The following is a 24,689-nucleotide window of genomic DNA, read 5'->3' on the forward strand; positions in this document are numbered from 1 at the left end:
GCGAAGCGAGGTGAAGGTAAGGTCAATGAATAATGTGATTCATAAAGGGCGTCAGGCTCTTTTAAATTTTGTAGATCATGCCATCGGTGCAGAATTACCACAGCTTTATTATCATCCTGAAGGACAAATGAAACATGTGCTACCGAAGTTAAAGCAACTACATGAAAAATATCGTCCTACGCCTTGGCTTTCGAATACCCACGCACATTTACTGTATTTTGATGTCATTAAAAAGCGTCAAGTGAAGCTTAAATATGATGCCATAGAGCAGCTGACCATGGCTGATGGTGGAATCACAGCCATTGCATGGTTGGGCTTAGATTTGCCTGCAAATGTACCAACCGTGGTGCTCATGCATACGATTACGGGAACGCCTGAAAGTATGCGAGAAGTGGTGAGAGATCTTAATCTATATACTGGTTGGCGCATTGCACTGTGTTTAAGGCGCGGTCATGCCAATTTACCTATGCCTGTTGCCAAAATAAACTTATTTGGTTCAACAGATGACTTACGTGAACAGATTGCCTTTATTCAGCAGAAATTTCCAGAATCGAATTTGTTTGGCGTAGGTTCATCTGCAGGAACTGGGTTATTGGTCCGCTATTTAGGCGAACAAGGGGAGGAAACACCATTTAAAGCTGCATTTGCTTTATGTCCGGGCTATGACACTGAGCTTGGCTTTAAAAATGTTCATCCTTTTTACAGTAAAATGATGACCAAGAAGCTCTTTCAGAAGTTTGTAGAACCCTATTCTGCAACATGGTCAGCAACACCATCTTTAATTGATGTATTGAAAAGTAAAAATCTGGCACAGTTTGAACGTGCTTATTTTCAAATGGCAGGTTTTGCCGATTATGAAACTTACGCCAAATCCACCAACCCAATTTATGTATTTGATAATGTCAAAATTCCATTGATGATTTTGAACGCAGAAGACGACCCTGTCTGCCACATTAAGAATTTAGAACCCTATAAGGCAGTGATTGAAAATATGCCGAATGTTGTGGTGGTGACCACCAAAAAAGGCAGTCACTGTGGTTATTATGAAGGTTTAGTCGACACCCATTCGTGGGCAACCAAATTGATGGCTGATTTTTTAAAGTTATATGCGAACTAGAAACAAAATAGCCTATTGTTGATAGGCTATTTTTGTATGTTACTCAGCTTGTGCGCAACATACAGATGTTTGAGGTTTAAGCTTCATTTGAATCAATACTAAAATTAACGCTAGAGCACTCAGTGTAGCGCCCGCATAAGATACTGCAGCATAGCTTAAGTTTAGATTTAGCACTGCGGCACCTGCGACCGCACCCAATGCATTTCCAAGATTAAATGCACCAATATTCACTGAAGAAGCAAGGCCAGGGGCATCGTGAGCGACTGTCATAACACGCATTTGTAAAGGTGGCACGACTGCAAAGGCGGCTGCTCCCCAGATGATTAATGCAATCGCCGCGCCAATGGTGGTTGTAGCTAAAATTGGAAATAACAGCATCATCAGCATCAGTAAGACTAAAAAGCCAATCAAGGTCTTATCTAAGGATTGATCTGCAAACTTACCACCGAAATGGTTGCCGATTGAAAATCCGATCCCGATTAAAACCAACATGAAAGTGATAAGCTCAGGACTTGCATGGGTAAAGACTTTTAAGCTTGGTGCGATATAGGTATAGAGCGCGAACATAGCTCCAGCACTCATGACTGTGGTCAGCAGTGCTAAAACAACAGGCATGCGTGTCAATACTTTCAATTCTGCTCGTACATCAGGTCTTTTGGTCTGTTGCTGATGGGGTAGTGCTTTCCATAATGCCAACATGGTGATGATGCCCAGTAAGGTAATAGCGGCAAAAGACATACGCCAACCGATATTTTGCCCCACCCACGTTGCGAGGGGCACACCGCCAATATTGGCAATGGTCAAGCCCATAAACATCATGGCAACCGCACTGGCTTGTTTGTCTTTGGGTACAACGCTTGCTGCAACCACAGAACCTAAGCCAAAAAATGCACCATGATTTAAGCTGGTGACTAAGCGTGCAGCCATTAAACCGAGATAGTTAGGTGCAATCGTTGCCAAAATATTGCCGACCGTAAAGATTGCCATCAATAAAATAAGGGCAGTACGTTTTGGAAAACGTGCTAACCATAATGTCATTAATGGAGCACCAATCATGACACCAACGGCATAGGCACTAATCAGTAAACCTGCTTGAGGAATAGACACCGATAGATCTGTTGCAATTTCAGGCAGAAAACCCATGGGTGAAAATTCTGTTGTACCTATTGCAAAAGCACCCACGGCTAAGGCAATTAAGGGAAAATTTAATTTCATATTATATATCCCAAACTGGAGCAAGTTCAGGTGGATTCACTTCACGTGCATTTCTGTCAAGTGTTGCAATGGCTTGCATCTGTGCTGGTGTTAAATGAATGTCTTGAGCTTTTAAATTACTGATTAAATGTTCAGGTTTGGTTGATGATGGAATAACGGCATAGCCTTTTTGTAATGCCCAAGCCAGCGCAATTTGAGCTGAAGTAGTTTGGTGTTCTGCTGCAATGTTTAAAAGGATTGGATCTTGCAAAACTTTGCCATAGGCCAAAGTCATATAGGAGGTGACATCTATCTTGTTCGCCTGTAGATAATTAACTAAGTTTTGATTTTGTAAATATGGACTCAGTTCAATTTGATTGGTTGCAATATTTTCCAGTCCGATGTGATCAATGGCTTGTTGAGTGAGCTCAATATTAAAATTGGATATACCAATATGCTCAGTCAATCCTTGTTTTTTCGCCTCAAGTAAATGTTCCATTAATTCAGGAATATCAACGCCTAGCGCGGGTGCTGGCCAATGAATAAGTGTGAGATTGACAGCATCAGTCCTTAATTTGATTAAACTTTCTTTTAAGCTGGGTATCAGTCTATCTGCAGCATAATTTTCAGTCCAAATTTTAGTAGTTAAGAAAATATCCGCGCTATTCACATGACTTTCGTGGATTGCTTGTCCTACTTCAGCTTCATTGCCGTAAATCTGCGCCGTATCAATTGCTCGATATCCTGCATTTAGTGCATTTTTAATCGAGTCTATAACGGTTTGACCGCCTAGGCGGAATGTGCCAACACCCATTTGAGGAACAATCATCAGAAATTCTCTTTTTTTGAATTGATGGTATTGTGCTGCCTATTTTAGTGAAGAAAAATGCATGAGTTTGGAATATATTATTGATTAAAAATCACGAATTCGAATATGCAATGAAATCAACCATTGAAGAGCTACAGGTTTTTACTGTTATTGTAGATAGTGGCTCTATTGTGAAAGCAGCAGAAAGGCTGGATCAAACAGCATCTGGCATAAGCCGTGCATTACAGCGTTTGGAATCTAAATTAAATGTAACACTGTTGGAACGAACAACCCGCAAAATTAAACTGACGCAAGAAGGGCAATTATTTTTAGCTAAAACCCGACGAATACTGAATGATTTGACCGAGGCGGAAGATTCCCTGCTGAAATTAGATGCCGATACTTCTGGTCTTGTACGAGTCGATTCTGCAATTTCTTTTATACTGCATGTCATTGTGCCTTTAATTCCTGAATTTAATGCACGTTATCCGCATATACAGATTGAATTGGTGAATCATGATCAAGTGATTGACTTATTAGAGCATAAAGCGGATGTCGCGATTCGCTTTGGAAAATTAAACGACTCAAGTTTACATGCAAAATTTATATATAAGAGTCGATTGTGTTTGGTGGCGAGTCCTGACTATCTTCAGCAGCATGGGCATCCGAAAAATGCGGAGGAGCTTTCAGCACATGCTTTGCTTGGTTTTAGTCAAATTACACACATGAATACGTGGCCGATCCAAGTCGGTGGAAAACCACTAACGATTCGACCAAACATTAAGGCATCAAACGGTGAAACGATACGCGAGCTTGCAATTCATGGCATGGGCATCGCCTGTCTTTCGATTTTTATGTTAGAAAAAGATATTGCTGAAGGGCGCTTGGTACAACTTTTAGATGATCAAATCGAACCGCATGAACAGCTGATTCATGCCGTATATTATCAACAAGAGCATTTACCCAAACGTGTTCGTTTATTTATTGAGTATTTAGCTGAAAAACTACAAGAGCGATTGTGAGCAAAAGTAAGTCATTTGCTACAGATATATATTTATGTACAAGCAATAAAAAGCCCAGTCAAAACTGGGCTTTTTATTGAATTGTTTAGAGAATAAACAATTAGTTGTCTAAAGCTGGAGTTGCAGCGGCAATTGCAGCAGCGACAGCATCATCTTCAGATTGGCTTGCACTTGTATTTTTAGGTGCAACAGCTTGTGTTGGCTTGTCTTCTGCACGTGGCGCTTCAGCTTTTTGAACTGGAGCTGGCGCTGGTTTTGGTGCCTCAGCAACTGGTGCTAATTCACGACGAACTTCAGTAACGGTGTTAGGCGTTTCTTCACGAATAACTTCAGTATGTGGAGGCGTTGGTGGAATTTCTTGTTCGTCAGTTGCGTCTAACTTTTGAAATTCTGCTGGCGCTGCTTCAGATGCTGCAGTTTCAACGTGTTCTTGCTCATCTTCCTTTGGTGCTTCTTTTTTCACACATGCAGTTAAGAGTAGGCCAGCTGCAAGTGCACCACAGATCAAAAATTTTTTATTCATAATGCAAAAAATAGGGTGTGAAAGGGATGTTGTCATTATAACAGCAATTCACAAGATAGAAATCCTATGAACTTACACTAATTTTTTATCGGAAATGCTGATACAATAGCCAATTGTTTATTGTTCTAATAATTGATGCGGATTGACTTTGCTTTATAGGTACAGAGTAAAGTAAAATTGCGCAACATTGCAGGCCGATTTAGGCTCGATTGTACGAGAAACCCAATGACCCATTTTATTTTCGTTACTGGTGGTGTAGTTTCATCACTAGGTAAAGGTATTTCAGCTGCTTCTGTTGCTGCACTTTTAGAAGCTCGTGGTTTAAAAGTGACCATGGTAAAAATGGATCCATACATTAATGTCGATCCAGGGACAATGAGCCCATTCCAACATGGTGAAGTTTTCGTAACTGAAGACGGTGCTGAAACTGACTTAGACTTGGGTTACTACGAACGTTTCCTACGTCGTGCGAAAATGACCAAACTGAATAACTTCACTTCAGGTCGTGTTTACCAAGATGTTCTTAACAAAGAACGCCGTGGTGATTACCTAGGTGGTACAGTTCAAGTTATTCCACACATTACTGATAATATTAAAGAACGTGTACTTCGCGCAGGCGAAGGCTATGACGTTGCGATCGTTGAGATCGGCGGTACAGTAGGTGACATCGAATCTCTCCCATTCATGGAATCTGTACGTCAGTTAATGGTTGAGCTTGGTCATAAACGCACGATGCTTATGCACTTAACGTTACTCCCATACATTAAGTCAGCAGCAGAGTTAAAGACTAAACCGACACAACACTCTGTAAAAGAGTTGTTATCAATTGGTATTCAACCAGACATCTTAATTTGTCGTACTGAACACGATGTTGATGCAGATACAACACGCAAAATTGCACTGTTCACAAACGTAGAAGCACGTGCAGTTGTTGTATGTAAAGATGCACGCAGCATTTACCAAATTCCACGTACGTTCTATGAACAAAATGTTGATGATTTAATCTGTGAACGTTTTGGTTATAACGATCTTCCTGAAGCTGACTTAACAGATTGGGACAATGTGGTAGAAGCATTGCTTAACCCAGAATACACAGTACGTGTTGCTATGGTTGGTAAGTATGTTGAACTTCCTGATGCGTATAAATCTGTAAACGAAGCACTTTTACATGCGGGTATTCAAAACCGTGTGAAAGTTCAGATTGATTATGTCAATGCTGAAGAGCTTGAAAGCCAAGATGTTGCAGAAGTATTAAAAGATGCTGATGCAATCTTAGTACCAGGTGGTTTTGGTGAGCGCGGTACTGAAGGTAAAATGCAAGCGATTAAATTCGCTCGTGAAAATGGCGTGCCATTCCTAGGTATTTGTTTGGGTATGCAGTTGGCTGTAATCGAATATGCGCGCAATGTTGCGGGTATTCCAGATGCAACTTCAACTGAATTTAACCGTTCTACTAAATCACCATTAATTGGTTTGATTACAGAATGGTTAGACGAACGTGGTGAAGTGCAACAGCGTAATGCTGATTCTGATCTTGGTGGCACAATGCGTCTTGGTGCTCAAAAATCAGAGTTAGTTGCAGGTACTAAAACAGCTCAAGTGTACGGTTCTGAAGAAATCATCGAACGTCACCGTCACCGTTATGAAATGAACAACCGTTATATCCCAGTGCTTGAAGAAAAAGGCATGAAGATTTCTGGTTATTCACCAGTACAACGTTTAGTAGAAACTGTTGAAATTCCTGCACATCCTTGGTTTGTTGCGGTACAATTCCACCCAGAATTTACCAGCTCACCACGTGATGGTCACCCATTATTTGCTGGCTTTATTGATGCTGCTAAAAAACAGTATCAAAAAACCAAGTAATGGCATTGTAGGACTAAACTAGGAAGTTTAAATGTCACAATTAAAACCACAAGAAATTGTACGTTTAGGCGATATACAAATGGCAAATCATTTGCCATTTGTACTATTCGGCGGCATGAACGTACTTGAGTCAAAAGACCTTGCTTTTGAAATTGCTGAAACATACGTAGATATCTGTAAGCGTTTAGATATTCCATACGTATTTAAGGCAAGTTTTGATAAAGCAAACCGTTCAAGCTTAAATTCTTTCCGTGGCCCAGGCCTAGAGAAAGGCATCGAGTGGTTGGCTGACATTAAAAAACATTTCAATGTGCCTATCATCACTGATGTGCATGAGCCATACCAAGCAGCACCTGTTGCAGAGGTTGCAGACATTATCCAATTGCCGGCTTTCTTAAGCCGTCAAACGGATCTTGTTGAAGCAATGGCAAAAACAGATGCCATTATCAACATCAAAAAAGCTCAATTCCTTGCACCACATGAAATGCGTCATATCATGAATAAGTGCTTGGAAGCAGGTAACGATAAACTGATTCTATGTGAGCGCGGTTCTGCATTTGGCTACAACAACCTAGTTGTAGATATGCTGGGCTTTGACACGATGAAGCAGATGAACGTTCCAGTGTTCTTTGATGTAACACATGCGTTGCAAACGCCGGGTGGACGTGAAGATTCTGCAGGCGGACGTCGCGCGCAGATTACGACCCTAGCACGTGCTGGTATGGCAACAGGATTGGCAGGCTTGTTCTTAGAAGGTCACCCTGATCCTGATAAAGCCAAATGTGATGGTCCGTGCGCATTGCGTATGTCTCAACTTGAGCCATTCTTAGCACAGTTAAAAGAGCTCGATACCTTGGTAAAAGGTTTTCAGAAGCTTGATACACACTAATAATTTTCAACATTGATGCGTCATTAATTGGCGCATCGTTTTATTAATCAACTGAGGAATTGTTCATGAGTCAAATCGTTGACATTCGTGCACGTGAAATCTTGGACTCTCGTGGTAACCCAACCATCGAAGCAGACGTTATCTTAGCATCTGGCGTAGTTGGCCGTGCATGTGCACCATCTGGTGCTTCAACTGGTTCTCGTGAAGCTTTAGAACTTCGTGACGGCGACAAAGCTCGTTACTTAGGTAAAGGCGTTAAAACTGCGGTTAACAACGTTAACACAGTAATTCGTGATGCATTGTTGGGTAAATCAGTATTCGAACAAAAAGACATTGATAACACAATGATCGCGCTTGACGGTACTGAAAACAAAGAAAAATTAGGCGCTAACGCAACTTTGGCAGTTTCTCTTGCTGCTGCGCGTGCTGCTGCTGACGAAAAGAAAATCCCACTTTTCCAATACATCGCAGACCTTCGTAATAATAGCATTTTAACAATGCCTGTTCCAATGATGAACATCCTAAACGGTGGTTCACATGCAGACAACAACGTAGACATTCAAGAATTTATGATTGAGCCAGTAGGCTTCACTTCATTCTCTGAAGCTTTACGTGCTGGTGCAGAAATTTTCCATTCTTTAAAATCAGTTTTAAAGAAACAAGGTTTAAATACTGCAGTGGGTGATGAGGGTGGTTTCGCACCTAACCTTCGTTCTAACGAAGAAGCAATTACAGTTATTCTAGAAGCGATTGAAAAAACTGGCTACAAAGCTGGTTCTGACATTATGCTTGCGCTTGACTGTGCATCTTCAGAATTCTACAAAGATGGTCAATACATCCTTGCAGGTGAAGGCAATAAAGCATTCACAAGCAACCAATTTGCTGACTACCTTGCAGGTTTTGCTAAACAATACCCAATCATCTCAATTGAAGATGGTTTGGACGAGTCTGATTGGGAAGGTTGGTCTTACCTAACTTCGATCCTTGGCGACAAAATCCAATTGGTTGGTGATGACTTGTTTGTTACGAATCCTAAGATTCTTCAACGTGGTATCAACGAAAAAGTTGGTAACTCAATTCTGATCAAGTACAACCAAATCGGTACATTGACTGAAACTTTAGATGCGATCTATCTTGCAAAAGCAAATGGTTACTCTACTGTAATTTCACACCGTTCTGGTGAAACTGAAGATTCTACAATTGCGGATCTTGCAGTTGGTACAGCAGCGGGCCAAATCAAAACTGGTTCACTTTGCCGTTCTGACCGTGTAGCAAAATATAACCAATTACTTCGTATTGAAGAATTGACTAAAGCTGCATATCGCGGTAAAGCTGAGTTCAAAGGTTTGAACTAAGCGCTCATGCTCTCTATGTTAAATGTATTCGACTCCAAAGCGAGTAAAGTACTATTGGGCCTTGCGATCATTTTGATCGCAGGGTTTCAGTATTTATACTGGTTTGGTGAAGGTGGTTATAAAGACCATCAAGAACTCACCCAAAAAATTCAGCAACAAGTTGAGCTGAATGATGAACTCAAAGAACGCAATCGTGTTTTGGCTGCAGAAGTCTTCGATTTAAAAAATGGTGTTGAAGCCATTGAAGAGCATGCACGCTTAGACTTGGGCTTGGTTAAGCCACACGAAACATTTGTTCAAATGAGTACAATTAGTACTCAATATAAACCGATTTATATCGATCCAAATGAAAAAGTAGATTTACGTACCAATGAATCAGACGTCGCTGAGCTCCCGCCTACAGAACCTTAAGTTGTGGGCCGTTATACCTGCTGCGGGTTCGGGTAGTCGATTTTCTAAAACAGAATTAAAGCAATACCAAGTTATTCAAAATCAAACCGTATTAGAACATACTGTTCAGCGTTTAAATCAACTGCCTTTACAAGGTTATGTGCTGGCTGTAGGTGAGCAAGATGATTTTGTGCAGACACTTTCTTTTTCGCATGCCGAGCGCGCACACTTTTGTTTGGGTGGTGCTGAGCGAGTAAACTCGGTACTGAATGCCTTACAATATTTATCTACAATTGCCTCAGATGAAGACTGGGTGTTTGTACATGATGCAGCGCGTCCGTGTGTATCTGCTGCATGTTTGGAAAAATTAGTGACAACTGCAATTGAGCAAAACAGTAGTGCAATTTTAGCTGTGCCTGTGCGTGATACACTCAAACATGTTGAGCAGGGCGTGCAGATTAATAAAACAGTTGATCGTACAAATTTGTGGCAAGCCCAAACACCGCAAATTGCGCCATTGGGGTTACTAAAAAAAGCCATTGAACAGGCATTGCAAGATCATGTGCAAATTACAGATGAAGCCAGTGCGCTTGAATATGTTGGTGTGGCAGTGCAAGTTGTACAGGGCCGTGCGGATAACATTAAAATTACCTATCCAGATGATTTAGAGTTGGCGAAGTTAATTTTGGCTTCACAGTCAGCGCTGAATACTTAATATCTTAAAATTATTTTAGCTGCAGCGGTATATTCGCTGTGGCTTTCACTTATAATTTCTGAATTCTACTTAACGCTTAATCTTAAAATGATCCCTTCACAGCAGTATCGTTTTTTGCGTCATTCCGCTCGAGATGGAATGAGCATAAAGCACGATTCTTCGCGTTGGGCTAAATTACATTTAGACCCGTGGTTATTATGTTTTTTAGTTCTAAATGCCATACTTGGATTGATGGTTGTCTATAGTGCAACTGCTGAAAATACTGGCATGGTACTACGTCAAGCAACAAGTTTTGCCGTTGGTTTTACTTTAATGTTTTTGTGTGCACAAGTGCCACCGAAAGTTTATCAAGCCATTAGTCCGTATTTTTATATTTTTGGCATAATTATGCTGATGCTAGTGTTTGTTATAGGTGAAACTCGGCTTGGTGCTAAACGTTGGATTACCATTCCTGGAATAGGTAGTATGCAACCCAGCGAAGTGATGAAATTTGCGATGCCGCTGATGATGGCATGGTATTTTTCCAATCGCGCATTTCCACCTAAATTTGTACATATCATCATCGCGCTGATTATTATGATGGTGCCTTTTGTGCTTGTGGCTTTACAGCCAGACTTAAATATTGGTCTGATTATTCCGGGTATTTTTATTTTATTTTTAAGTGGGATGTCTTGGAAATTAATTGTAGGGGCAATGGGGGCTTTGGCTATTGCCGCACCACTGCTGTGGATGTTTCTGCTACAGGAATATCAAAAGAAACGTATTTTAACGCTTTTTGACCCAGAATCAGACGCTTTAGGTGCGGGTTGGAATATTATCCAGTCTAAAATTGCGATTGGTTCAGGTGGTATGACAGGTAAGGGTTTTACTGAAGGGACGCAGTCACATTTAGGTTATTTGCCTGAACATCATACTGACTTTATTATGTCGACTTATGCAGAAGAGTTTGGCTTTATTGGTGTTTTCTTATTATTTAGTCTGTTTTTTGCCATTATTATTCGTTGCTTAATGATTGGGATGAATAGCTTTCATAATTTTGGGCGTTTATACGCCAGTGCAACAGGACTTACTTTCTTTTTCTTTGTATTTTTAAACTCTGGTATGGTGAGTGGTATTTTGCCTGTTACAGGTGACCCTTTACCACTCATGAGTTATGGTGGTACGGCTGTTATTGCAATGCTTGCGGGAATGGGGATTGTGATGTCGATTCACACCCATCGCTAAGCATTATTGTAAATGAAATGATAAAGCCGGACATTGTGTCCGGTTTTTTTATGTGTTGGAAGTGCTATAGCTGAATGTATGGAGAGATCCGTCAGTCCTTAAATCAAATTTTTCTGTGCAGATGCAAAAGCTAATCTAATGTCTTGGGTGTAGAGATTTAAAACAGCTACTCAGTGGCTATTTCTGCTGTTTAGGCTAAGGGGCATGTCCAGCCAGCGCTTATAAGCGCCAGTAAGATAATCTGTTGGTATCTATGCTGGCACTGGAAAAGCGGATGAAACAACCGGCATCATGCTTACTTTGGTGGTTAGTTAAACAGCTGATTGATTTTTCTCGTTATTTCTTTGTTGTATATTCGATAGTCACTGATAGCATAGGGGCTGAACAGGGCATATTTGCAGCTGGTGCTGGAACCATTTTTTGCAGCAGCGGTGCGGCAGTTTAGGATGGAAAAGACCTTTGCGTCAGCGGATTTAAGCTCAAATGAACTTAAGTAAATTTTTTCATTGGCAATATCCTGAGTGGTAATAGTATAGCCATTTTTTACTAGAACATTGCGGAGACTGGAAATCGTACGTTTGCTGCTGACAGTCAGCGCATCTTCATAGCCGAATGTTTTAATTAAGGTTGCAGTGTTCAGTTGCTCGGCATTTTTAAATAATTCTGGTGCTGCATTTTTTATAAAGAAGCCGAAGTCTTCTGTACTGATATCGGCCGTAATAGGCTTGAAAGTCAGGCGCACGCCATCACTCAACTTGTCGTATGCGACGCGCATTTGTATATCTGCACAGGAGCTGGAGTCGTTGGCACTACGCCGATGATCAGCACTAACTGTATTGCAGACTTTAATTTTTACTCGGTCTTGCGCTAGGCGACGGAATTGCGCGTCATAAATATGATGTACACTCCAGTAACGGTCTTGTTTTAACTGGTTAAAGAAAGGAGCATTGCTGATTAGCCCTTTGTTTAAATCCAATTCATTATAAGCCGAGAGTGGTACTGTCAGAGAAAAACTGTTCAGTTCTGGATTGAGTTGGATATGCTGAGTTTTAGGCCCGAAGCCACCCAGTACATTTTGGTAGAGGCTGCCGCGTTCCCCTGTAACTTGGCAACCAGATAGTCCGGCTGCCGCGGCAAGAAACAATAATGTTTTTTGCATATTTTGATTTTTTCTATATATAACAATTATTCGAAATTGAAGCTCACGTCAGAAGCAGTGTTTGGAGACGGGTGCTGGAAAATACGTTCGTTCTGATGGTCAAAGTAAACTTTCCAGCTATTTTTGATATTTTTACACTGGAATAAGCCGTAGTATTTTTGCAGATTCGGCGTAGATAGCACCTCAGAGCCTTTATAGGGAATTAGTGGTGATGGATGGCTTTTAATTTGAACAAATTCACCGCCATCACGTGCGCAATAGGTATTTGCGCGTTCCCACATAATAGTACCTGCACCGTAAGATACGTTATTCATGGTGATGGTGCGCGGATTTTTATACTTGGCTTGGAAAAACTCTTGCACCGTCGGATACTGTTCAAAATCCTTATCTGTTAGTTGCCCCAAGGTATTCCATTTATCAATGGCTTTTGACAGCCATCCTTTTTTTGTTTCTTCAGCAGATGCGCAAGTACTGGCAATAATGCATGCTACGGCTAAAAAGGTTTTAATTTTCATTATATAACTCCAATTCAGGTGCAGAGCATGCTAAAGGTCATGCAGCGGAGATGCAACTTTGCGGGTACTAAAATTTATAATTAAATGTTAGAAAATATTTAATTTTTAATAAAAATTTATAATGCTTTATTTTATTAATCTGAATTTAAAAATCAGAATTTTAAGACAAACATAAAAAAAGCCCTTCAATCAGGGCTTTTTTTAATCAGGCAAGGAACCAGGTATAGTATCCCCAGAGCATTAGTGGCCAAGCAATGTACGGACTAAATAACCATTTCCAAAACCAATGCTTTGGAACAAAGCCTACGCCATGAACAAAACCACCTGAAATGCCAATCATCACCATCATAAGGGCACGATGACTATATCCACCATTGTCATCCAGCATAGCTGCTGGATGAACAAGGAGGACTGCTGCCAAAGGAAAAGCCAAAAGGCAGGAAATTAGCATTGCAAATTTATTCGGCTTTTTTTCTACGACTGGTTTTTCTATAGCAACATCGGTCATGTGTTATTCCTCATCTAAATCTTGATGATGTTCAATGTACAGGGCACTAAGTACACCTGCAAAACATGCCATCAACACACCGAGAATCCAAGCAAAGTACCACATCATTTTTCTCCTATACATAGCTTTTAGTAAAGGCTATGTGAATTCTCTTGAATATGTTTCTTAGTAATCACGCCCCACATTTTGTAGTAACACCAAGTGGTATAACACAAGATGATTGGAACGAAGATGCAGGCAGCAACAGTCATAACAGTTAAAGTATTTTTACTTGATACGGCATCCCACATTGTAAGACTTACTGTTGGGTTGATGCTTGAAGGTATAAGGAACGGGAATAATGCAAATCCAGCAGTTAAGATTGCACCAATAACCGCTAAGCTTGAACCTAGGAAGCTCACACCTGCTTTATTTTTACCTGCTGCTAATACAACAATCAAGCCACCAAGTAGACCCATAATTGGAGCAATCATGGTAATTGGGTAAGTTGAGTAGTTGTTCATCCAACCTGGGTTAGCATTGGTAATCACTTCTTTTGCTAGTGGGTTTGCTACGCCATTAGTGTCAAATGGTTGCGCAAGTGTATAACCTTGAATACCGCCAAAGTATAGCCATGCGCCAGCAGCCAAGAAAGTCACTAAATATACAATACCCATGATTTGAGTTGCTTTAGCAGAGCGTTGACGTAAATCACCATCCGTACGGATCATGAGCCAAGCACCACCGTGCGCTGCCAGCATAGAAAGGCTGACTAAACCACAAACCAATGCAAATGGATTGAGTAGTGCAAAGAAACTACCTGTGTAAGTAGAGCGTACAGTTTCATCTAAAGTAAACGGCACACCTAAGAACATGTTGCCAAAAGCTACACCAAATACTAAAGCAGGTACGGCGCCACCAATACATAAGCCCCAGTCCCAAGATGTACGCCATTTTGTGTTCTCAAGTTTTGAGCGGTAGTCGAAGCCGACAGGTCGCAAAAATAGTGCAAAGAGAACCAGGAGCAGTGCCCAGTACATGCCTGAGAATGCAGTTGCGTATACCATTGGCCAGGCAGCAAATAGTGCACCACCAGCCGTAATAAACCAAACTTGGTTGCCGTCCCAGTGCGGTGCAATCGTATTGATTGCAGCGCGACGTTCGTCATCTGTTTTACCTACAAATGGCATGAGTGCCATGGAACCCATATCGAAGCCATCGGTGAGGGCAAAGCCAATGAGTAGTACGCCTACAAGTACCCACCAAATGATTTTGAGCAGTTCATATTCGATCATGCTTTAGACTCCTCATTTGCTTTATTCGCCGCTTCAAGTTTTTCAAAGTGGTATTTACCAGTATGAAGTGAGCTTGGGCCAAGACGTGAGAATTTGATCATGAGATACATTTCGATAATCAAAAGTACAGTATAGAACGATGCAAGTGCGATGATAGATCCCCATACATCACCAGTGCTTAAGCTAGAAGCTGAAAGGTGTGTTGGTAAAACTTCACCGATAGTCCAAGGTTGACGGCCAACTTCGGCAACATACCAACCAGTTTGCGCAGCAATCCAAGGAAGTGGTAAGCCAAACAAGGCAAATTTTAGTAACCAAGGTTTATTTTCTGCATTGCGTTTTGCAACAGCAAAGGCAGCAAGAGCAAACAATAGAAGCATAAGGAAACCAGATGCAACCATTAAACGGAATGCCCAGAATAAGCTTGGTACGTGTGGAATTGTGTCTTTAGCAGCAGCTTTAATTTGTGCTTCAGATGCATCAACTACGTTTGGAGTGTATTTTTTCAAAAGTAAGCCATATCCCAAGTCTTTTTGAGACTCAGCAAAAGCTGCTTTTAATTCTGCAGATTGGTCGCCTGCACGTAGTTTTTCAAGTTGTGAATAAGCCACCATACCATTACGAATACGTTCTTCGTGTTGGATGACTAAATCTTTAATGCCTGTCACTTCTTTGGTGGTTGAGCGTGTTGCGATAATCCCCATTACATACGGAATTTTAATAGCATAGTCCGTAGTCATGGTTTCTTTGTTTGGAATACCAAATAAAGTAAACGGTGCTGGCGCTGGGTGAGTATCCCACTCGGCTTCAATTGCAGCCAATTTAGTTTTTTGCACATCGCCAATTTCGTAACCAGATTCATCACCCAGTAAAATCACTGAAAGTGTAGAAGCTAAACCAAAGATGGCGGCAATGGCAAAAGAACGGCGCGCAAATGGCAAGTCACGTTTTTTCAACATGTAGTAGCTAGAAATAGCCAATACGAAAATTGCACCAGTAACATAGCCTGCAGATACAGTATGTACGAATTTCACCTGTGCAACAGGGTTGAAGATGAGTGCGCCGAAATCGACCATTTCCATACGCATGGTTTCATAGTTAAATGCTGAACCGACTGGGTTTTGCATCCAACCGTTGGCCACTAAAATCCACAGTGCAGACATATTAGAGCCAAGTGCAACTAACCATGTAACAGCTAAGTGCTGTACTTTTGAGAGGCGATCCCAACCAAAGAAGAATAAACCAATAAATGTCGATTCAAGGAAGAACGCCATTAAGCCTTCGATTGCGAGTGGAGCACCAAAGATATCGCCCACGTAGTGTGAGTAATATGCCCAGTTTGTACCAAACTGAAATTCCATGGTTAAACCAGTAGTAACCCCTAGCGCGAAGTTAATACCGAATAATTTGCCCCAGAATTTAGTCATGTCTTTATAAATTTCTTTACCAGAAATCACATACGTGGATTCCATAATGGCAAGAAGGAAAGCCATACCTAAAGTGAGTGGAACAAAAATAAAGTGATACATCGCGGTCATCGCAAATTGGAACCGCGAAAGATCGACCACGCTTTCAGAAATCATCAACGTGTCTCCTTGATTTGGGAAGAACTGCCAGCGATATGCTCGGCAACTTGATTGTCAAAATTTTTAGGAATCGTTGGTGCGTCAAACCAGATATGTTTAATAGTCAATAAAATCACCACTTTAATTATTAATATAATGGCAATTTCGCGACTTACGTTTCGGTTGATATTTTTTGGAACTAAGCTCATGGTTAAGCCTGTTTTTAAAAACTATATTTACATTATTAAACAAAAAAAATATAAAATAAATAGGTGGAACAGTTAAAATAATAATATATTAAAAAAATAATTATAAAACAAATAGTTATTGATATTTTTTTTAAAAATATACTAATTTTATGTTATTTTAAAGTTGATCTATTTACTTGTGTTTAAATAAATTAATTCCGACTTTTTTACTTATAATTATATTTTAAATCCGAGTAAAATACTTGTATTTGCTAAATATTACAAATGATAATTAATACCAATAAAACCAACTAAAATACTTGTATTTAAAATGCAAAGTCTACAGCATGCTTATGCTGAGTGGGAAAGCGCAAAAAAATGATGAAAAAAAAGAACATGCAAGCATGTTCTTTTTTTTGCGAGGGGCGGATGTTAGAAGTCGTAACGTAGGCCTAAAGATAGGGCGGTTGAGTTTTCGTCTGCTACACCGCTAATACCATTACCAAAACTGCGACCTTCTTTCCAAGGGTTGAGTTTAGAGTTCTTGTCGTTAATGACTGTTGCGAGGTTGCCATATACGCGAAGTGTACTGTCAAGTTTATGCTCAACACCGACTGCAACTAAGCTTGCATTCGCATCATTTGCATCGACATCACGGTAGAAGTATTCACCGCGTACAGAGGTTTTAGGTGTAAGTTTATATTCACCCGCTAAACCAAACACTTGTACATCTGGATTTACTTTGTCATTGTCATGTTGAGACAATTGATACATTGCACCTAAGTTAAACTCTTCGGTAATTTTGTATGCACCAGCAAGGCGGAAAGCATCACGGCTTGCGCCATCGCTTACGTTTGCCGCATTTTTTTCATATTTTTCGTATGCAGCAGCAAAATCAATCGGGCCTTCTTTATATGTCAAAGCAAGATCATAAGCTTGGTCTTTCTTTTTGCCTTCGCCATTTGCATCTTTAGTTGACTCTGTGCCTGCATTCATTGATACAGCACCCAGCACATTAAAACCGCCACCAAATTTTGGTGATTTATATTCGATGGTGTTTTCGTTGCGCTCATCAAACTTTAAGTTGCCAACACGTGTGACGTTACGTACATCACCCACCATGTCGCCAAAGAAGTTGATTGGGCTACGTGCAACTTTAAATGGGCTATCAAAACGACCTACACGAACTTGACCGTAATTCGCGCTTTTTACACCTACAAATGTGTCACGAGTTGAGAAATTCACGCCATTCGCATCTTTAGAGCCACTTGCAAAGTTAACTTCTTGCTCAATTTGTGCAAAAACATTTAAGTCGTCATTAATTTTTTGATCAACTTTAAAACCTAAGCGAGATGCATTAGAAGACAAGCCTACTTCGTTATAATCTTTACCATCATCAAGGTAGTCTAAAGAAACGTGTGCACGGCCATAGATTTTTACATCTGCTGCAGACGCCATCATAGGTGTTACAACAGTTGCCCCGATTGCTAATGCACATAGTGTTTTTTTCATTTGAAGCTCCAGAAGACTTTTCTAGTCATATCAATACGTTTTATCAGTAGCTTGGCTAAAAATAATTTCGCTATCTAATGGCGCTAAGTATTGATTACAAATAAGACAGTTCTATTAAGGAAATATTGCAAAGATATGAAATATGATTGGTGTATTCCTTGAGCAAAATTGTGTTTTTTATGGTTTAAGTATTTGTATTTATTTTATTAAATATAGTTAGTGGGATTGTTGCTGGCTTTTTTATTTTGCATATTGAAAGGCGCCATATATAAAAAATGGAGCCGAAGCTCCATTTTAAGATATTCAAAATATGACATTCATATTTCAAAGTGCTGCTTTAATTTTTTCAGCCAAGGCTTTAATTTTGTCCTGATCACCCATTTGTGCTGCATGTTTCCCTAGCTCATGTACAGAGCTTGGAATAAGGTGGAAGTGCACATGTGGCACTGTTTGACCAGCAGCTACGCCAGAAAGTTGCATTAAAACGATGCCTTCAACTTGAAGAGCTGTTTCAATCGCTTTGGCAACCTTCTGTACAATTTGAATTGTGTAGGCTGCTTCTTCTGGTGCGAGGTCAAGTAGGGTGACTGCAGGTGACTTTGGGATAACCAAAGTATGGCCCTCTGCTTGAGGCATAATATCCATAAATGCAAGAACACGTTCATCTTCATAAACTTTAATCGCAGGTAATTCACCGCGTAAAATTCTTGCAAAAATGTTTTGGTCATCATAAGCCATGACAGATTTCCTTAAGCTGTATTTCAACTGTAATTATTTACAGTTCAATTCTTTCTGACGATCTTTGATCGCGTCAAGACGTTGTTGCTCTTTTTCTGAAAATTTTGGTTTGGTTGTATAGCAATTGTCATTACCATACTTTGCTTTAGCATCAGGGTCTTTAAAACAAAAGCCTTTTGATGCATAGATGACATCATGATCATTCTTGAGTTTTTGACATTCTTGCTCAGACGCCATAGCTACTGTAGATGCCCCTAATAGCGAAACAAAGCCAACCAATGCCGCAACTTTGAAATTGTTCATACGAGTTTCCTCTGTGTTTGTAACAATGTGTGTGATCACACCATCACAGTATTCGATTTAATTATGTATTTTCAATGGTGAGATCTTACTCAATTGTAATATTACTCCATGATTCGTACATTTTTGCGACAGTTGAAAAGTCACTATTTTCTTCAGCAGTGTCGCTGGCAACTTGAACTAAGTTTTGCGCAAGGGAAATGACAGGTGCAGAAAGTTTGGCTGTGCGAACTAAATCTACAGCAATTCCTGTATCTTTTGCTAATAATGGCAAGGCAAAGGTTAATGGGAAACTACGGTTGAGTACCCGTTGCGGTAAAATAGTTTCTGTCGCATTGCTTTTACCGCTTGATGCATTAATACAATCTAAAGCGGCGTGTAAATCTACGCCATGTGCTTTAAGCACAGTCAGGCCTTCAGAAGCGGCACACAAATTGACCGCCATGAGCATATTGTTGACTGCTTTTACAGCAAAACCTGCACCTGATTCACCCACATGTTGAATAAGCTTGCCGAGCACTTGGATAGCAGGCAAGGCTTGCTTAAATGCGTGTTGATCCCCCCCAATCATAAAGGTGAGGCTTGCATTTTCTGCGCCTATTGTTTGCCCAGATACTGGAGCATCTAAGTAAAATGCATTCTGCTGTAGAAATAGTGGCGCTAAGTGCTTAGCTGAACTCGGTACGCCACTAGTGCAATCCACCCAAATACTGCCTGCTCGAATATTAATGCCAGCAATTAAAGCCTCAATATCTGCACTGGTTGGTAAGCAGGAAAAAATAATGTCAGCTTGTACTGCTTGTTGTAGATCTACAGCAAGGGTGCCAAACTCATTTGCATGTTGTTTGGCTTTGTCAAAATTACGATTCCATACATAAACGGTATCAAAGTGCTTGGGTAAGTGTGCTGCCATGCGGTAGCCCATTGCGCCTAAACCAATGAATGCAACTGATTGAATCATAATAAAACCCTAATTTAATTTTTAATAACTGTCGATCTTTGTTCAAGCCATGTGGTTAATTTAGGCCAAAATTCATTTGCGCTTTTTTGGCTCGACATGAGGCCTAAGTGCCCACCGGGGATAAGAGTAAACGTGACATCTTGGCTACTTGTCAATTCACCTAAGGGCTGAGCTGCTGCTGCGGTAACAATCTGATCGCTAGAACCCGCGCCAATAAACAGGGGAGCGTGAATATCTTTTAATTTTATAATCTTATCTTTCAACTGAATAACACCGCCTTTTAGGGGGTTTTGTAGCCATAGATGCAAAACCATGTCCTGATTAATACCGCCAGGATAATCAATCATGTGGTTGAGAAAGTTGCCCATAGTGGCATGTTCATACAGTGCTTGAGGGTCTGCTAGATTAAACAAAAATTGTTTTTGACTGTAATACCAGCCCTTAGGATCTAATATTTTAAAGCCGACTGCATTTAGCAAACCAGGTGTATGAATCATTCTTTTAGGAATTTTACCGCTGTAAATCGTATTTTTGAGTGATTGACTACGTGAAATCAATTGATTGATATTTTGAAAGAGTCGACCAACGCGGCCAGAGGCATAGCTATCAATAGGGCTACCCATCACCATGAGGTTTTTGACACGGTTGGATGTGCTTAAGGCAGTGTATAGCGTGACAAAAATACCAGCCATACTCCAACCATGCAAAGAAATTTGTGGGCTGTTGGCATGTGTACAGATTTTGTCGACACAGTGAGGGATGGCATCATCAATAAATGATAAAAAATCGAGGAAACGATCTTGATAACTGAGCTTATTCCATTCAATTAAATAAACTTCAAAACCACTGTGTTGAAAGTGTTTGACTAGTGAACGATAAGGGTAAAGGTCGTAGATTGCCATATTGATGGCTAAGGGTGCGACAAAGACTAAGGGTTCTTGGTATTTACGGTTGGGTGATGCGTAATGGCGAACCTGACAAAATTTATATTCTTCAATGACCTCGTAAGGATTGGTTTGTGATAACACCAATGATTTTGCATTAAAAAAACGTGTAGAGAGGTGCTTTAGTTTTTTTTGCTGTGTTAAAAGGCTTTTTTTCAATGGGTTCATGGTGATTGTTGGCCTATATCCTTGTAGGTTTGATCGAAGTCTAAGCGATATTTGCTTATTATACCTTGACCTTAAATAGCTTAGGCGCTCAAAATATTGGCAATAATTAACAAAAGGCAGTCATTGGACTGAGTAATGCTAATGAACCAACAAGACGACATCGAATATCAACTAGATACCTTGGCTATTCGTACAGGTCACAATCGTACTTCTGAGGGAGAGCATAGTGAGCCGATCTTCTTAACTTCGTCTTTTGTGTGTGAAAGTGCAGCCGACGCTGCTGCAAAATTTTCAGGGCAAATTGAAGGCAATACCTATTCACGTTATACCAACCCAACAGTTCAAACATTTGAAAAGCGTCTAGCTGTTTTAGATGGTGCTGAAGCTGCTGTAGCAACGAGTTCTGGTATGGCGGGTGTGCATGCGGTGACATTAGCTTACTTGAAGGCGGGTGACCATGTTGTATGTTCACGTGCTGTGTTTGGTTCGATTATTTCATTGTTTGAAAAATATGTAATCAAGTTTGGTGTAGATGTCACTTTTGTTGATTTAGAAGATATAGATGCATGGAAACAAGCCATTCGTCCAAATACGCGTTTACTTTTCATTGAAACTCCATCTAACCCATTGGCTCAAGTGGGTGATCTGCAGGCAATTGCGGATATTGCACATGCACAAGGCGCTTTATTTGCAGTAGATAATACGTTCTGTACGCCAGTATTACAGCAACCACTTAAGTTTGGTGCAGACCTTGTTATTTATTCATCGACTAAATATATCGATGGTCAAGGTCGTGCTTTAGGTGGTGCGGTGGTCGGTAGTGCTAAACTGATGGAAGAAATTACCGGTGTGATTCGTACATTGGGTAATTCTATGAGTCCATTTAATGCATGGGTGTTCTTAAAAGGGTTAGAAACTTTAAGTTTACGTATGAAAGCACACTGTGCAAGCGCGCAAATTTTAGCTGAATGGTTAGATGCTCATCCAAAAGTTGAAAAAGTTTATTATGCAGGTTTGCCAAATCATGAAGGCCATGAACTTGCGAAGAAACAACAATCAGGTTTTGGTGGTGTAGTATCGTTTGTTGCTAAAGGTGAGCGTGAAGGCGCTTGGACTGTCATTGATAATACGTGTTTCTTATCAATTACCAGTAACTTGGGTGATGTAAAAACGACAATTACACATCCAGCAACTACTTCTCACGGTAGAATGTCGGCAGAAGCTAAACAAGCAGCAGGAATTAGTGAAGGTTTAATTCGAGTTTCTGTTGGTTTGGAAGATATTAATGATATCATTCGCGATATTTCTCGTGGTTTAGATTTAATTTAAGCCAATTAAAAAGTTTATTGTTCGGAGTATTTTATGAACATTAACATGTTGATGCAGCAAGCTCAGCGTATGCAAAAAGATATGGAAAGCAACGTTAAGAAGGCTAAAGAAGAGCTTGCACAAACGGAAGTTCATGCAGAAGCTGGTGGTGGTCTAGTTAAAGTGACCATGACTTGCCGTAATGTTGTTAAACGTATCGAAATTAATCCTGAATTACTTCAAGATGATGCAGATATGATTGAAGACCTTATTGCAGCGGCAATGAATGATGCTGCGCGTCAAGCTGAAGTCATCACTGAAGAAAAAATGAAATCTGCAAATTCAGGTATGGGTTTACCACCTGGTTTGTCTGGATTGTTCTAAGGAAGCGTCTTGCATGTTTAGTGGACGTTTTGATCAACTCGTTCAAGCATTACGCATTTTACCAAGTGTTGGGCCGAAATCGGCTCAACGCATGGCTTTGCATTTAATCATGAAAAATAAAGAAGGTGCTTTAGGTTTGGCACATGCGTTAAATGAGGCAACCAGTTATATTCATGAGTGTGCAGTGTGTCATTCACTGACAGAAAATGAAGTTTGTGATATTTGTTTATCAAACGACCGTGATGAGCAACTGCTTTGTGTGGTTGAGTCTCCTGCTGACGTGATGGCAATTGAGCAAAGTGGTAGTTTTAAGGGTAAATATCATGTGCTCGGTGGTCATTTGTCGCCATTAGATGGTATCGGCCCTGAAGAAATTGGTATGCCTTACTTAATTCAACGTCTATCGGATGGTCTGGTGACGGAGGTTATTTTGGCAACCAATGCGACGGTTGAAGGGCAAGCAACAGCACATTATTTAGTTGAAGCTGCTAAACATTTGCCAGTCAATATGACGCGTATAGCACAAGGTGTACCACAAGGTGGTGAGCTGGAGTATGTAGACAGTCATACACTCAGTCAGGCAGTACACAACCGAATGAGAATGAAATAAGTGGAGTAGATGCTACACTTATTTTAATTTATCTTAATAATACAAAAAAACGATAATAATTTATCTGAAAAAGCAATAAACTACCAATATATTTAAAAAAATATAACCAATATACAAAAATTAGTTATATAAATATCTTATATATCGGTTAAAATAGGCGAAAACAGTTTTTGCTATAGATTCCGCAGTCTTATGTATCAATTTATTCAACAACAGCAAGATTTACAAAAAGTGATTAACTTAATGGATTCGTATCCCATTTATGGATTAGATACTGAATTTATTAAGATAGATACGCTGTGGCCGAAACTTGGTGTATTTCAAATCAATGTCAATGGTGAAGTGTTCTTATTAGATGGTGCTGCACTGGATTTGAGTGAATTTTGGATAAAGTTGTTTGGTGCAGAGCAAAACGTTTTTCATGCGTGTAGTGAAGATATTGATCTTATTTATCACTATGCCTCACATAAATCTTTAGACAATGTGTTTGATACTCAAGTTGGTATGTCATTTTTAGGTCATGGCTTACAAGTTAGTTATCAAAATGCATTAAAACTCATGTTAGATGTTGATATTGAAAAGGATCAAACCCGTTCAGATTGGCTTGCTCGTCCATTAAGCTTGGATCAATTAAAATATGCAGCCAATGATGTCGAATACATCATGTTGCTTTCTGAAAAAGTAAAAAATGAATTAGAGCAAAAGCAATTATTGGACTGTGTACTTGAAGATTGTCGTAATTTGACCTATGAAATTGGCGTAGAAACCCCTGTACACCAGTTGTACTCAGATGTTGGTAACTTCCGTAATAGTCGTAAACAACTGATGCAGCTACAGCAACTGGCTGTTTGGCGTGAGCAAATGGTGAAGGCTTTAAATCAGCCACGTAGTTTCATTTTAAAATCAGCCACTATGCAAGATTTGGTGGAGAAAAATCCGCGCAATCATTTCCAGCTAAGCAGTATTAAGGGAATCCGTCCAAACATTATACGCGAACATGGGAAAACGATTTTAGACTTGCTCAAATATTTGCCAGAGCAAGCGGAATGGCCATTGCGTATGGCACGTCCAATCCGTCATTCATCGCAAGACATTAGTCAGCGTGTAGAATTGACAATTCAAAAAGTCGTGGATGAAACCACCGTGCCAAAAGAAGTATTGATGCGTAAAAAATGGCTGAATGCTTTATATCAACACGTGGTATTTCGTAATGATGAGCAAGATTTACCTAATTATTTATTAGGTTGGCGCTATGACATACTCACCAAACCTTTGATTGAAGTATTGCGTGCAGATGAAACTTATTTGTCGACACAAATGAAAGTGAGTGATTAATTGCGCCGAATTGATTAAAGATTTGGCAATTGTACAAATTCACGACTGATGCGTTAATAAACATTAATGTATCAGTCTTTTTTTTGATGTATCCTTTGCCTTGCATTTTAGGAGTGT

The 24,689-nt window shown here is 40.1% G+C and carries 27 protein-coding genes; 12 read left to right on the top strand and 15 right to left on the bottom strand.

What is annotated here, in order from left to right; all coding sequences use genetic code 11:
- Positions 1 to 25 precede the first annotated feature (25 nt).
- Positions 26 to 1,117, top strand: coding sequence for a YheT family hydrolase (locus HYG93_RS13605; RefSeq protein ID WP_106985003.1), 1,092 nt, complete (start codon positions 26 to 28; stop codon positions 1,115 to 1,117).
- A gap of 39 nt (positions 1,118 to 1,156) precedes the next feature.
- On the opposite strand, the gene HYG93_RS13610 is transcribed toward HYG93_RS13605, so the two are convergent.
- Positions 1,157 to 2,332 carry an MFS transporter gene (locus HYG93_RS13610; RefSeq protein WP_106985004.1) on the bottom strand — a complete coding sequence of 392 codons (1,176 nt, stop codon included), beginning with the start codon at positions 2,330 to 2,332 and terminating at the stop codon, positions 1,157 to 1,159.
- Between the two features lies 1 nt (position 2,333).
- Positions 2,334 to 3,140 (bottom strand): 2,5-didehydrogluconate reductase DkgB, encoded by an 807-nt coding sequence (gene dkgB / locus HYG93_RS13615; RefSeq protein ID WP_202981936.1) that lies wholly within the window; start codon positions 3,138 to 3,140, stop codon positions 2,334 to 2,336.
- A gap of 110 nt (positions 3,141 to 3,250) precedes the next feature.
- On the opposite strand from dkgB, the gene HYG93_RS13620 reads away from it, so the two are divergent.
- Positions 3,251 to 4,141 carry a LysR family transcriptional regulator gene (locus tag HYG93_RS13620; RefSeq protein ID WP_106985032.1) on the top strand — a complete coding sequence of 297 codons (891 nt, stop codon included), beginning with the start codon at positions 3,251 to 3,253 and terminating at the stop codon, positions 4,139 to 4,141.
- A 100-nt stretch (positions 4,142 to 4,241) separates the two neighbouring features.
- Here HYG93_RS13620 and HYG93_RS13625 read toward each other — a convergent pair whose 3' ends face one another.
- Positions 4,242 to 4,664 carry an internalin gene (locus HYG93_RS13625; protein WP_120366040.1) on the bottom strand — a complete coding sequence of 141 codons (423 nt, stop codon included), beginning with the start codon at positions 4,662 to 4,664 and terminating at the stop codon, positions 4,242 to 4,244.
- Between the two features lie 225 nt (positions 4,665 to 4,889).
- On the opposite strand from HYG93_RS13625, the gene HYG93_RS13630 reads away from it, so the two are divergent.
- The 6 genes from HYG93_RS13630 to rodA all read left to right on the top strand — a co-directional run bounded on the left by HYG93_RS13630 (position 4,890) and on the right by rodA (position 11,103).
- Positions 4,890 to 6,530, top strand: coding sequence for a CTP synthase (locus HYG93_RS13630; RefSeq protein ID WP_106985007.1), 1,641 nt, complete (start codon positions 4,890 to 4,892; stop codon positions 6,528 to 6,530).
- Positions 6,531 to 6,561: 31 nt separating this feature from the next.
- Positions 6,562 to 7,419 (top strand): 3-deoxy-8-phosphooctulonate synthase, encoded by an 858-nt coding sequence (gene kdsA, locus HYG93_RS13635; protein WP_086174228.1) that lies wholly within the window; start codon positions 6,562 to 6,564, stop codon positions 7,417 to 7,419.
- Positions 7,420 to 7,484: 65 nt separating this feature from the next.
- The gene (eno, locus tag HYG93_RS13640; RefSeq protein ID WP_106985009.1) at positions 7,485 to 8,774 is read left to right on the top strand and encodes a phosphopyruvate hydratase; all 1,290 of its coding nucleotides are present in this window, start codon (positions 7,485 to 7,487) and stop codon (positions 8,772 to 8,774) included.
- Positions 8,775 to 8,789: 15 nt separating this feature from the next.
- The gene (locus HYG93_RS13645; protein WP_106985010.1) at positions 8,790 to 9,185 is read left to right on the top strand and encodes a septum formation initiator family protein; all 396 of its coding nucleotides are present in this window, start codon (positions 8,790 to 8,792) and stop codon (positions 9,183 to 9,185) included.
- Positions 9,145 to 9,879 (top strand): 2-C-methyl-D-erythritol 4-phosphate cytidylyltransferase, encoded by a 735-nt coding sequence (gene ispD / locus HYG93_RS13650; RefSeq protein ID WP_106985011.1) that lies wholly within the window; start codon positions 9,145 to 9,147, stop codon positions 9,877 to 9,879. The genes HYG93_RS13645 and ispD overlap by 41 nt, the downstream gene beginning before the upstream one ends.
- A gap of 87 nt (positions 9,880 to 9,966) precedes the next feature.
- Positions 9,967 to 11,103: a rod shape-determining protein RodA gene (gene rodA, locus HYG93_RS13655; RefSeq protein WP_106985012.1), complete on the top strand. Its 1,137-nt coding sequence runs from the start codon at positions 9,967 to 9,969 to the stop codon at positions 11,101 to 11,103.
- Positions 11,104 to 11,410: 307 nt separating this feature from the next.
- Here the strand turns inward: rodA and HYG93_RS13660 are convergent, their stop codons facing one another.
- The 12 genes from HYG93_RS13660 to HYG93_RS13715 all read right to left on the bottom strand — a co-directional run bounded on the left by HYG93_RS13660 (position 11,411) and on the right by HYG93_RS13715 (position 20,935).
- Positions 11,411 to 12,262, bottom strand: a complete 852-nt coding sequence (locus HYG93_RS13660; RefSeq protein ID WP_117006748.1) for a hypothetical protein — start codon at positions 12,260 to 12,262, stop codon at positions 11,411 to 11,413.
- A 26-nt stretch (positions 12,263 to 12,288) separates the two neighbouring features.
- Positions 12,289 to 12,777 carry a hypothetical protein gene (locus HYG93_RS13665; protein WP_106985014.1) on the bottom strand — a complete coding sequence of 163 codons (489 nt, stop codon included), beginning with the start codon at positions 12,775 to 12,777 and terminating at the stop codon, positions 12,289 to 12,291.
- 205 nt (positions 12,778 to 12,982) lie between these two features.
- A complete protein-coding gene (locus HYG93_RS13670) occupies positions 12,983 to 13,285 on the bottom strand; it encodes a cyd operon YbgE family protein (RefSeq protein ID WP_106985015.1) in 303 nt (100 codons plus the stop codon).
- Positions 13,286 to 13,288: 3 nt separating this feature from the next.
- Positions 13,289 to 13,390 (bottom strand): cytochrome bd-I oxidase subunit CydX, encoded by a 102-nt coding sequence (cydX, locus tag HYG93_RS13675; RefSeq protein WP_004653762.1) that lies wholly within the window; start codon positions 13,388 to 13,390, stop codon positions 13,289 to 13,291.
- A 23-nt stretch (positions 13,391 to 13,413) separates the two neighbouring features.
- Positions 13,414 to 14,559, bottom strand: coding sequence for a cytochrome d ubiquinol oxidase subunit II (cydB, locus tag HYG93_RS13680; RefSeq protein WP_120366042.1), 1,146 nt, complete (start codon positions 14,557 to 14,559; stop codon positions 13,414 to 13,416).
- The gene (locus tag HYG93_RS13685; protein ID WP_106985017.1) at positions 14,556 to 16,142 is read right to left on the bottom strand and encodes a cytochrome ubiquinol oxidase subunit I; all 1,587 of its coding nucleotides are present in this window, start codon (positions 16,140 to 16,142) and stop codon (positions 14,556 to 14,558) included. Before HYG93_RS13685 ends, cydB begins: the two co-directional genes overlap by 4 nt.
- Positions 16,142 to 16,333, bottom strand: a complete 192-nt coding sequence (gene cydP, locus HYG93_RS13690) for a cytochrome oxidase putative small subunit CydP (protein WP_106985018.1) — start codon at positions 16,331 to 16,333, stop codon at positions 16,142 to 16,144. The genes HYG93_RS13685 and cydP overlap by 1 nt, the downstream gene beginning before the upstream one ends.
- A gap of 411 nt (positions 16,334 to 16,744) precedes the next feature.
- The gene (locus HYG93_RS13695; RefSeq protein ID WP_178962565.1) at positions 16,745 to 17,824 is read right to left on the bottom strand and encodes a porin; all 1,080 of its coding nucleotides are present in this window, start codon (positions 17,822 to 17,824) and stop codon (positions 16,745 to 16,747) included.
- Between the two features lie 324 nt (positions 17,825 to 18,148).
- Positions 18,149 to 18,562 (bottom strand): HIT family protein, encoded by a 414-nt coding sequence (locus HYG93_RS13700; protein ID WP_117006750.1) that lies wholly within the window; start codon positions 18,560 to 18,562, stop codon positions 18,149 to 18,151.
- A gap of 33 nt (positions 18,563 to 18,595) precedes the next feature.
- Complete coding sequence (locus tag HYG93_RS13705) at positions 18,596 to 18,865, bottom strand: YARHG domain-containing protein (protein ID WP_106985021.1); 270 nt, start codon at positions 18,863 to 18,865, stop codon at positions 18,596 to 18,598.
- A gap of 85 nt (positions 18,866 to 18,950) precedes the next feature.
- Positions 18,951 to 19,823 (bottom strand): NAD(P)-dependent oxidoreductase, encoded by an 873-nt coding sequence (locus tag HYG93_RS13710; RefSeq protein WP_117006751.1) that lies wholly within the window; start codon positions 19,821 to 19,823, stop codon positions 18,951 to 18,953.
- Between the two features lie 14 nt (positions 19,824 to 19,837).
- Positions 19,838 to 20,935 (bottom strand): alpha/beta fold hydrolase, encoded by a 1,098-nt coding sequence (locus HYG93_RS13715; protein WP_120363941.1) that lies wholly within the window; start codon positions 20,933 to 20,935, stop codon positions 19,838 to 19,840.
- A gap of 141 nt (positions 20,936 to 21,076) precedes the next feature.
- Here HYG93_RS13715 and HYG93_RS13720 point away from each other — a divergent pair, with 141 nt between their 5' ends.
- The 4 genes from HYG93_RS13720 to HYG93_RS13735 all read left to right on the top strand — a co-directional run bounded on the left by HYG93_RS13720 (position 21,077) and on the right by HYG93_RS13735 (position 24,572).
- Complete coding sequence (locus HYG93_RS13720; protein WP_178962566.1) at positions 21,077 to 22,264, top strand: O-succinylhomoserine sulfhydrylase; 1,188 nt, start codon at positions 21,077 to 21,079, stop codon at positions 22,262 to 22,264.
- 33 nt (positions 22,265 to 22,297) lie between these two features.
- Positions 22,298 to 22,627 (top strand): YbaB/EbfC family nucleoid-associated protein, encoded by a 330-nt coding sequence (locus HYG93_RS13725; protein WP_106985024.1) that lies wholly within the window; start codon positions 22,298 to 22,300, stop codon positions 22,625 to 22,627.
- Between the two features lie 13 nt (positions 22,628 to 22,640).
- Entirely contained in the window at positions 22,641 to 23,237 is a 597-nt protein-coding gene (recR, locus tag HYG93_RS13730; RefSeq protein ID WP_178962567.1) for a recombination mediator RecR, read from the top strand.
- A gap of 192 nt (positions 23,238 to 23,429) precedes the next feature.
- Complete coding sequence (locus HYG93_RS13735) at positions 23,430 to 24,572, top strand: HRDC domain-containing protein (RefSeq protein ID WP_120366046.1); 1,143 nt, start codon at positions 23,430 to 23,432, stop codon at positions 24,570 to 24,572.
- Positions 24,573 to 24,689 lie beyond the last annotated feature (117 nt).

It is taken from the genome of Acinetobacter sp. SwsAc6 (assembly GCF_013391565.1).
Lineage (GTDB): Bacteria > Pseudomonadota > Gammaproteobacteria > Pseudomonadales > Moraxellaceae > Acinetobacter > Acinetobacter cumulans.

What these genes read in the sequence shown, in the direction of transcription:
- eno (WP_106985009.1), top strand. Translation starts at nt 7,485, where the DNA reads ATGAGTCAAATCGTTGACATTCGTGCACGTGAAATCTTGGACTCTCGT.
- HYG93_RS13695 (WP_178962565.1), bottom strand. Translation starts at nt 17,824, where the DNA reads ATGAAAAAAACACTATGTGCATTAGCAATCGGGGCAACTGTTGTAACA.
- cydB (WP_120366042.1), bottom strand. Translation starts at nt 14,559, where the DNA reads ATGATCGAATATGAACTGCTCAAAATCATTTGGTGGGTACTTGTAGGC.
- recR (WP_178962567.1), top strand. Translation starts at nt 22,641, where the DNA reads ATGTTTAGTGGACGTTTTGATCAACTCGTTCAAGCATTACGCATTTTA.
- HYG93_RS13625 (WP_120366040.1), bottom strand. Translation starts at nt 4,664, where the DNA reads ATGAATAAAAAATTTTTGATCTGTGGTGCACTTGCAGCTGGCCTACTC.
- cydX (WP_004653762.1), bottom strand. Translation starts at nt 13,390, where the DNA reads ATGTGGTACTTTGCTTGGATTCTCGGTGTGTTGATGGCATGTTTTGCA.
- HYG93_RS13700 (WP_117006750.1), bottom strand. Translation starts at nt 18,562, where the DNA reads ATGGCTTATGATGACCAAAACATTTTTGCAAGAATTTTACGCGGTGAA.
- cydP (WP_106985018.1), bottom strand. Translation starts at nt 16,333, where the DNA reads ATGAGCTTAGTTCCAAAAAATATCAACCGAAACGTAAGTCGCGAAATT.
- HYG93_RS13705 (WP_106985021.1), bottom strand. Translation starts at nt 18,865, where the DNA reads ATGAACAATTTCAAAGTTGCGGCATTGGTTGGCTTTGTTTCGCTATTA.
- HYG93_RS13610 (WP_106985004.1), bottom strand. Translation starts at nt 2,332, where the DNA reads ATGAAATTAAATTTTCCCTTAATTGCCTTAGCCGTGGGTGCTTTTGCA.
- HYG93_RS13670 (WP_106985015.1), bottom strand. Translation starts at nt 13,285, where the DNA reads ATGACCGATGTTGCTATAGAAAAACCAGTCGTAGAAAAAAAGCCGAAT.
- HYG93_RS13660 (WP_117006748.1), bottom strand. Translation starts at nt 12,262, where the DNA reads ATGCAAAAAACATTATTGTTTCTTGCCGCGGCAGCCGGACTATCTGGT.
- rodA (WP_106985012.1), top strand. Translation starts at nt 9,967, where the DNA reads ATGATCCCTTCACAGCAGTATCGTTTTTTGCGTCATTCCGCTCGAGAT.
- HYG93_RS13735 (WP_120366046.1), top strand. Translation starts at nt 23,430, where the DNA reads ATGTATCAATTTATTCAACAACAGCAAGATTTACAAAAAGTGATTAAC.
- HYG93_RS13645 (WP_106985010.1), top strand. Translation starts at nt 8,790, where the DNA reads ATGTTAAATGTATTCGACTCCAAAGCGAGTAAAGTACTATTGGGCCTT.
- kdsA (WP_086174228.1), top strand. Translation starts at nt 6,562, where the DNA reads ATGTCACAATTAAAACCACAAGAAATTGTACGTTTAGGCGATATACAA.
- dkgB (WP_202981936.1), bottom strand. Translation starts at nt 3,140, where the DNA reads ATGATTGTTCCTCAAATGGGTGTTGGCACATTCCGCCTAGGCGGTCAA.
- HYG93_RS13720 (WP_178962566.1), top strand. Translation starts at nt 21,077, where the DNA reads ATGAACCAACAAGACGACATCGAATATCAACTAGATACCTTGGCTATT.
- HYG93_RS13665 (WP_106985014.1), bottom strand. Translation starts at nt 12,777, where the DNA reads ATGAAAATTAAAACCTTTTTAGCCGTAGCATGCATTATTGCCAGTACT.
- HYG93_RS13710 (WP_117006751.1), bottom strand. Translation starts at nt 19,823, where the DNA reads ATGATTCAATCAGTTGCATTCATTGGTTTAGGCGCAATGGGCTACCGC.
- HYG93_RS13715 (WP_120363941.1), bottom strand. Translation starts at nt 20,935, where the DNA reads ATGAACCCATTGAAAAAAAGCCTTTTAACACAGCAAAAAAAACTAAAG.
- HYG93_RS13725 (WP_106985024.1), top strand. Translation starts at nt 22,298, where the DNA reads ATGAACATTAACATGTTGATGCAGCAAGCTCAGCGTATGCAAAAAGAT.
- HYG93_RS13685 (WP_106985017.1), bottom strand. Translation starts at nt 16,142, where the DNA reads ATGATTTCTGAAAGCGTGGTCGATCTTTCGCGGTTCCAATTTGCGATG.
- HYG93_RS13630 (WP_106985007.1), top strand. Translation starts at nt 4,890, where the DNA reads ATGACCCATTTTATTTTCGTTACTGGTGGTGTAGTTTCATCACTAGGT.
- ispD (WP_106985011.1), top strand. Translation starts at nt 9,145, where the DNA reads ATGAATCAGACGTCGCTGAGCTCCCGCCTACAGAACCTTAAGTTGTGG.
- HYG93_RS13620 (WP_106985032.1), top strand. Translation starts at nt 3,251, where the DNA reads ATGAAATCAACCATTGAAGAGCTACAGGTTTTTACTGTTATTGTAGAT.
- HYG93_RS13605 (WP_106985003.1), top strand. Translation starts at nt 26, where the DNA reads ATGAATAATGTGATTCATAAAGGGCGTCAGGCTCTTTTAAATTTTGTA.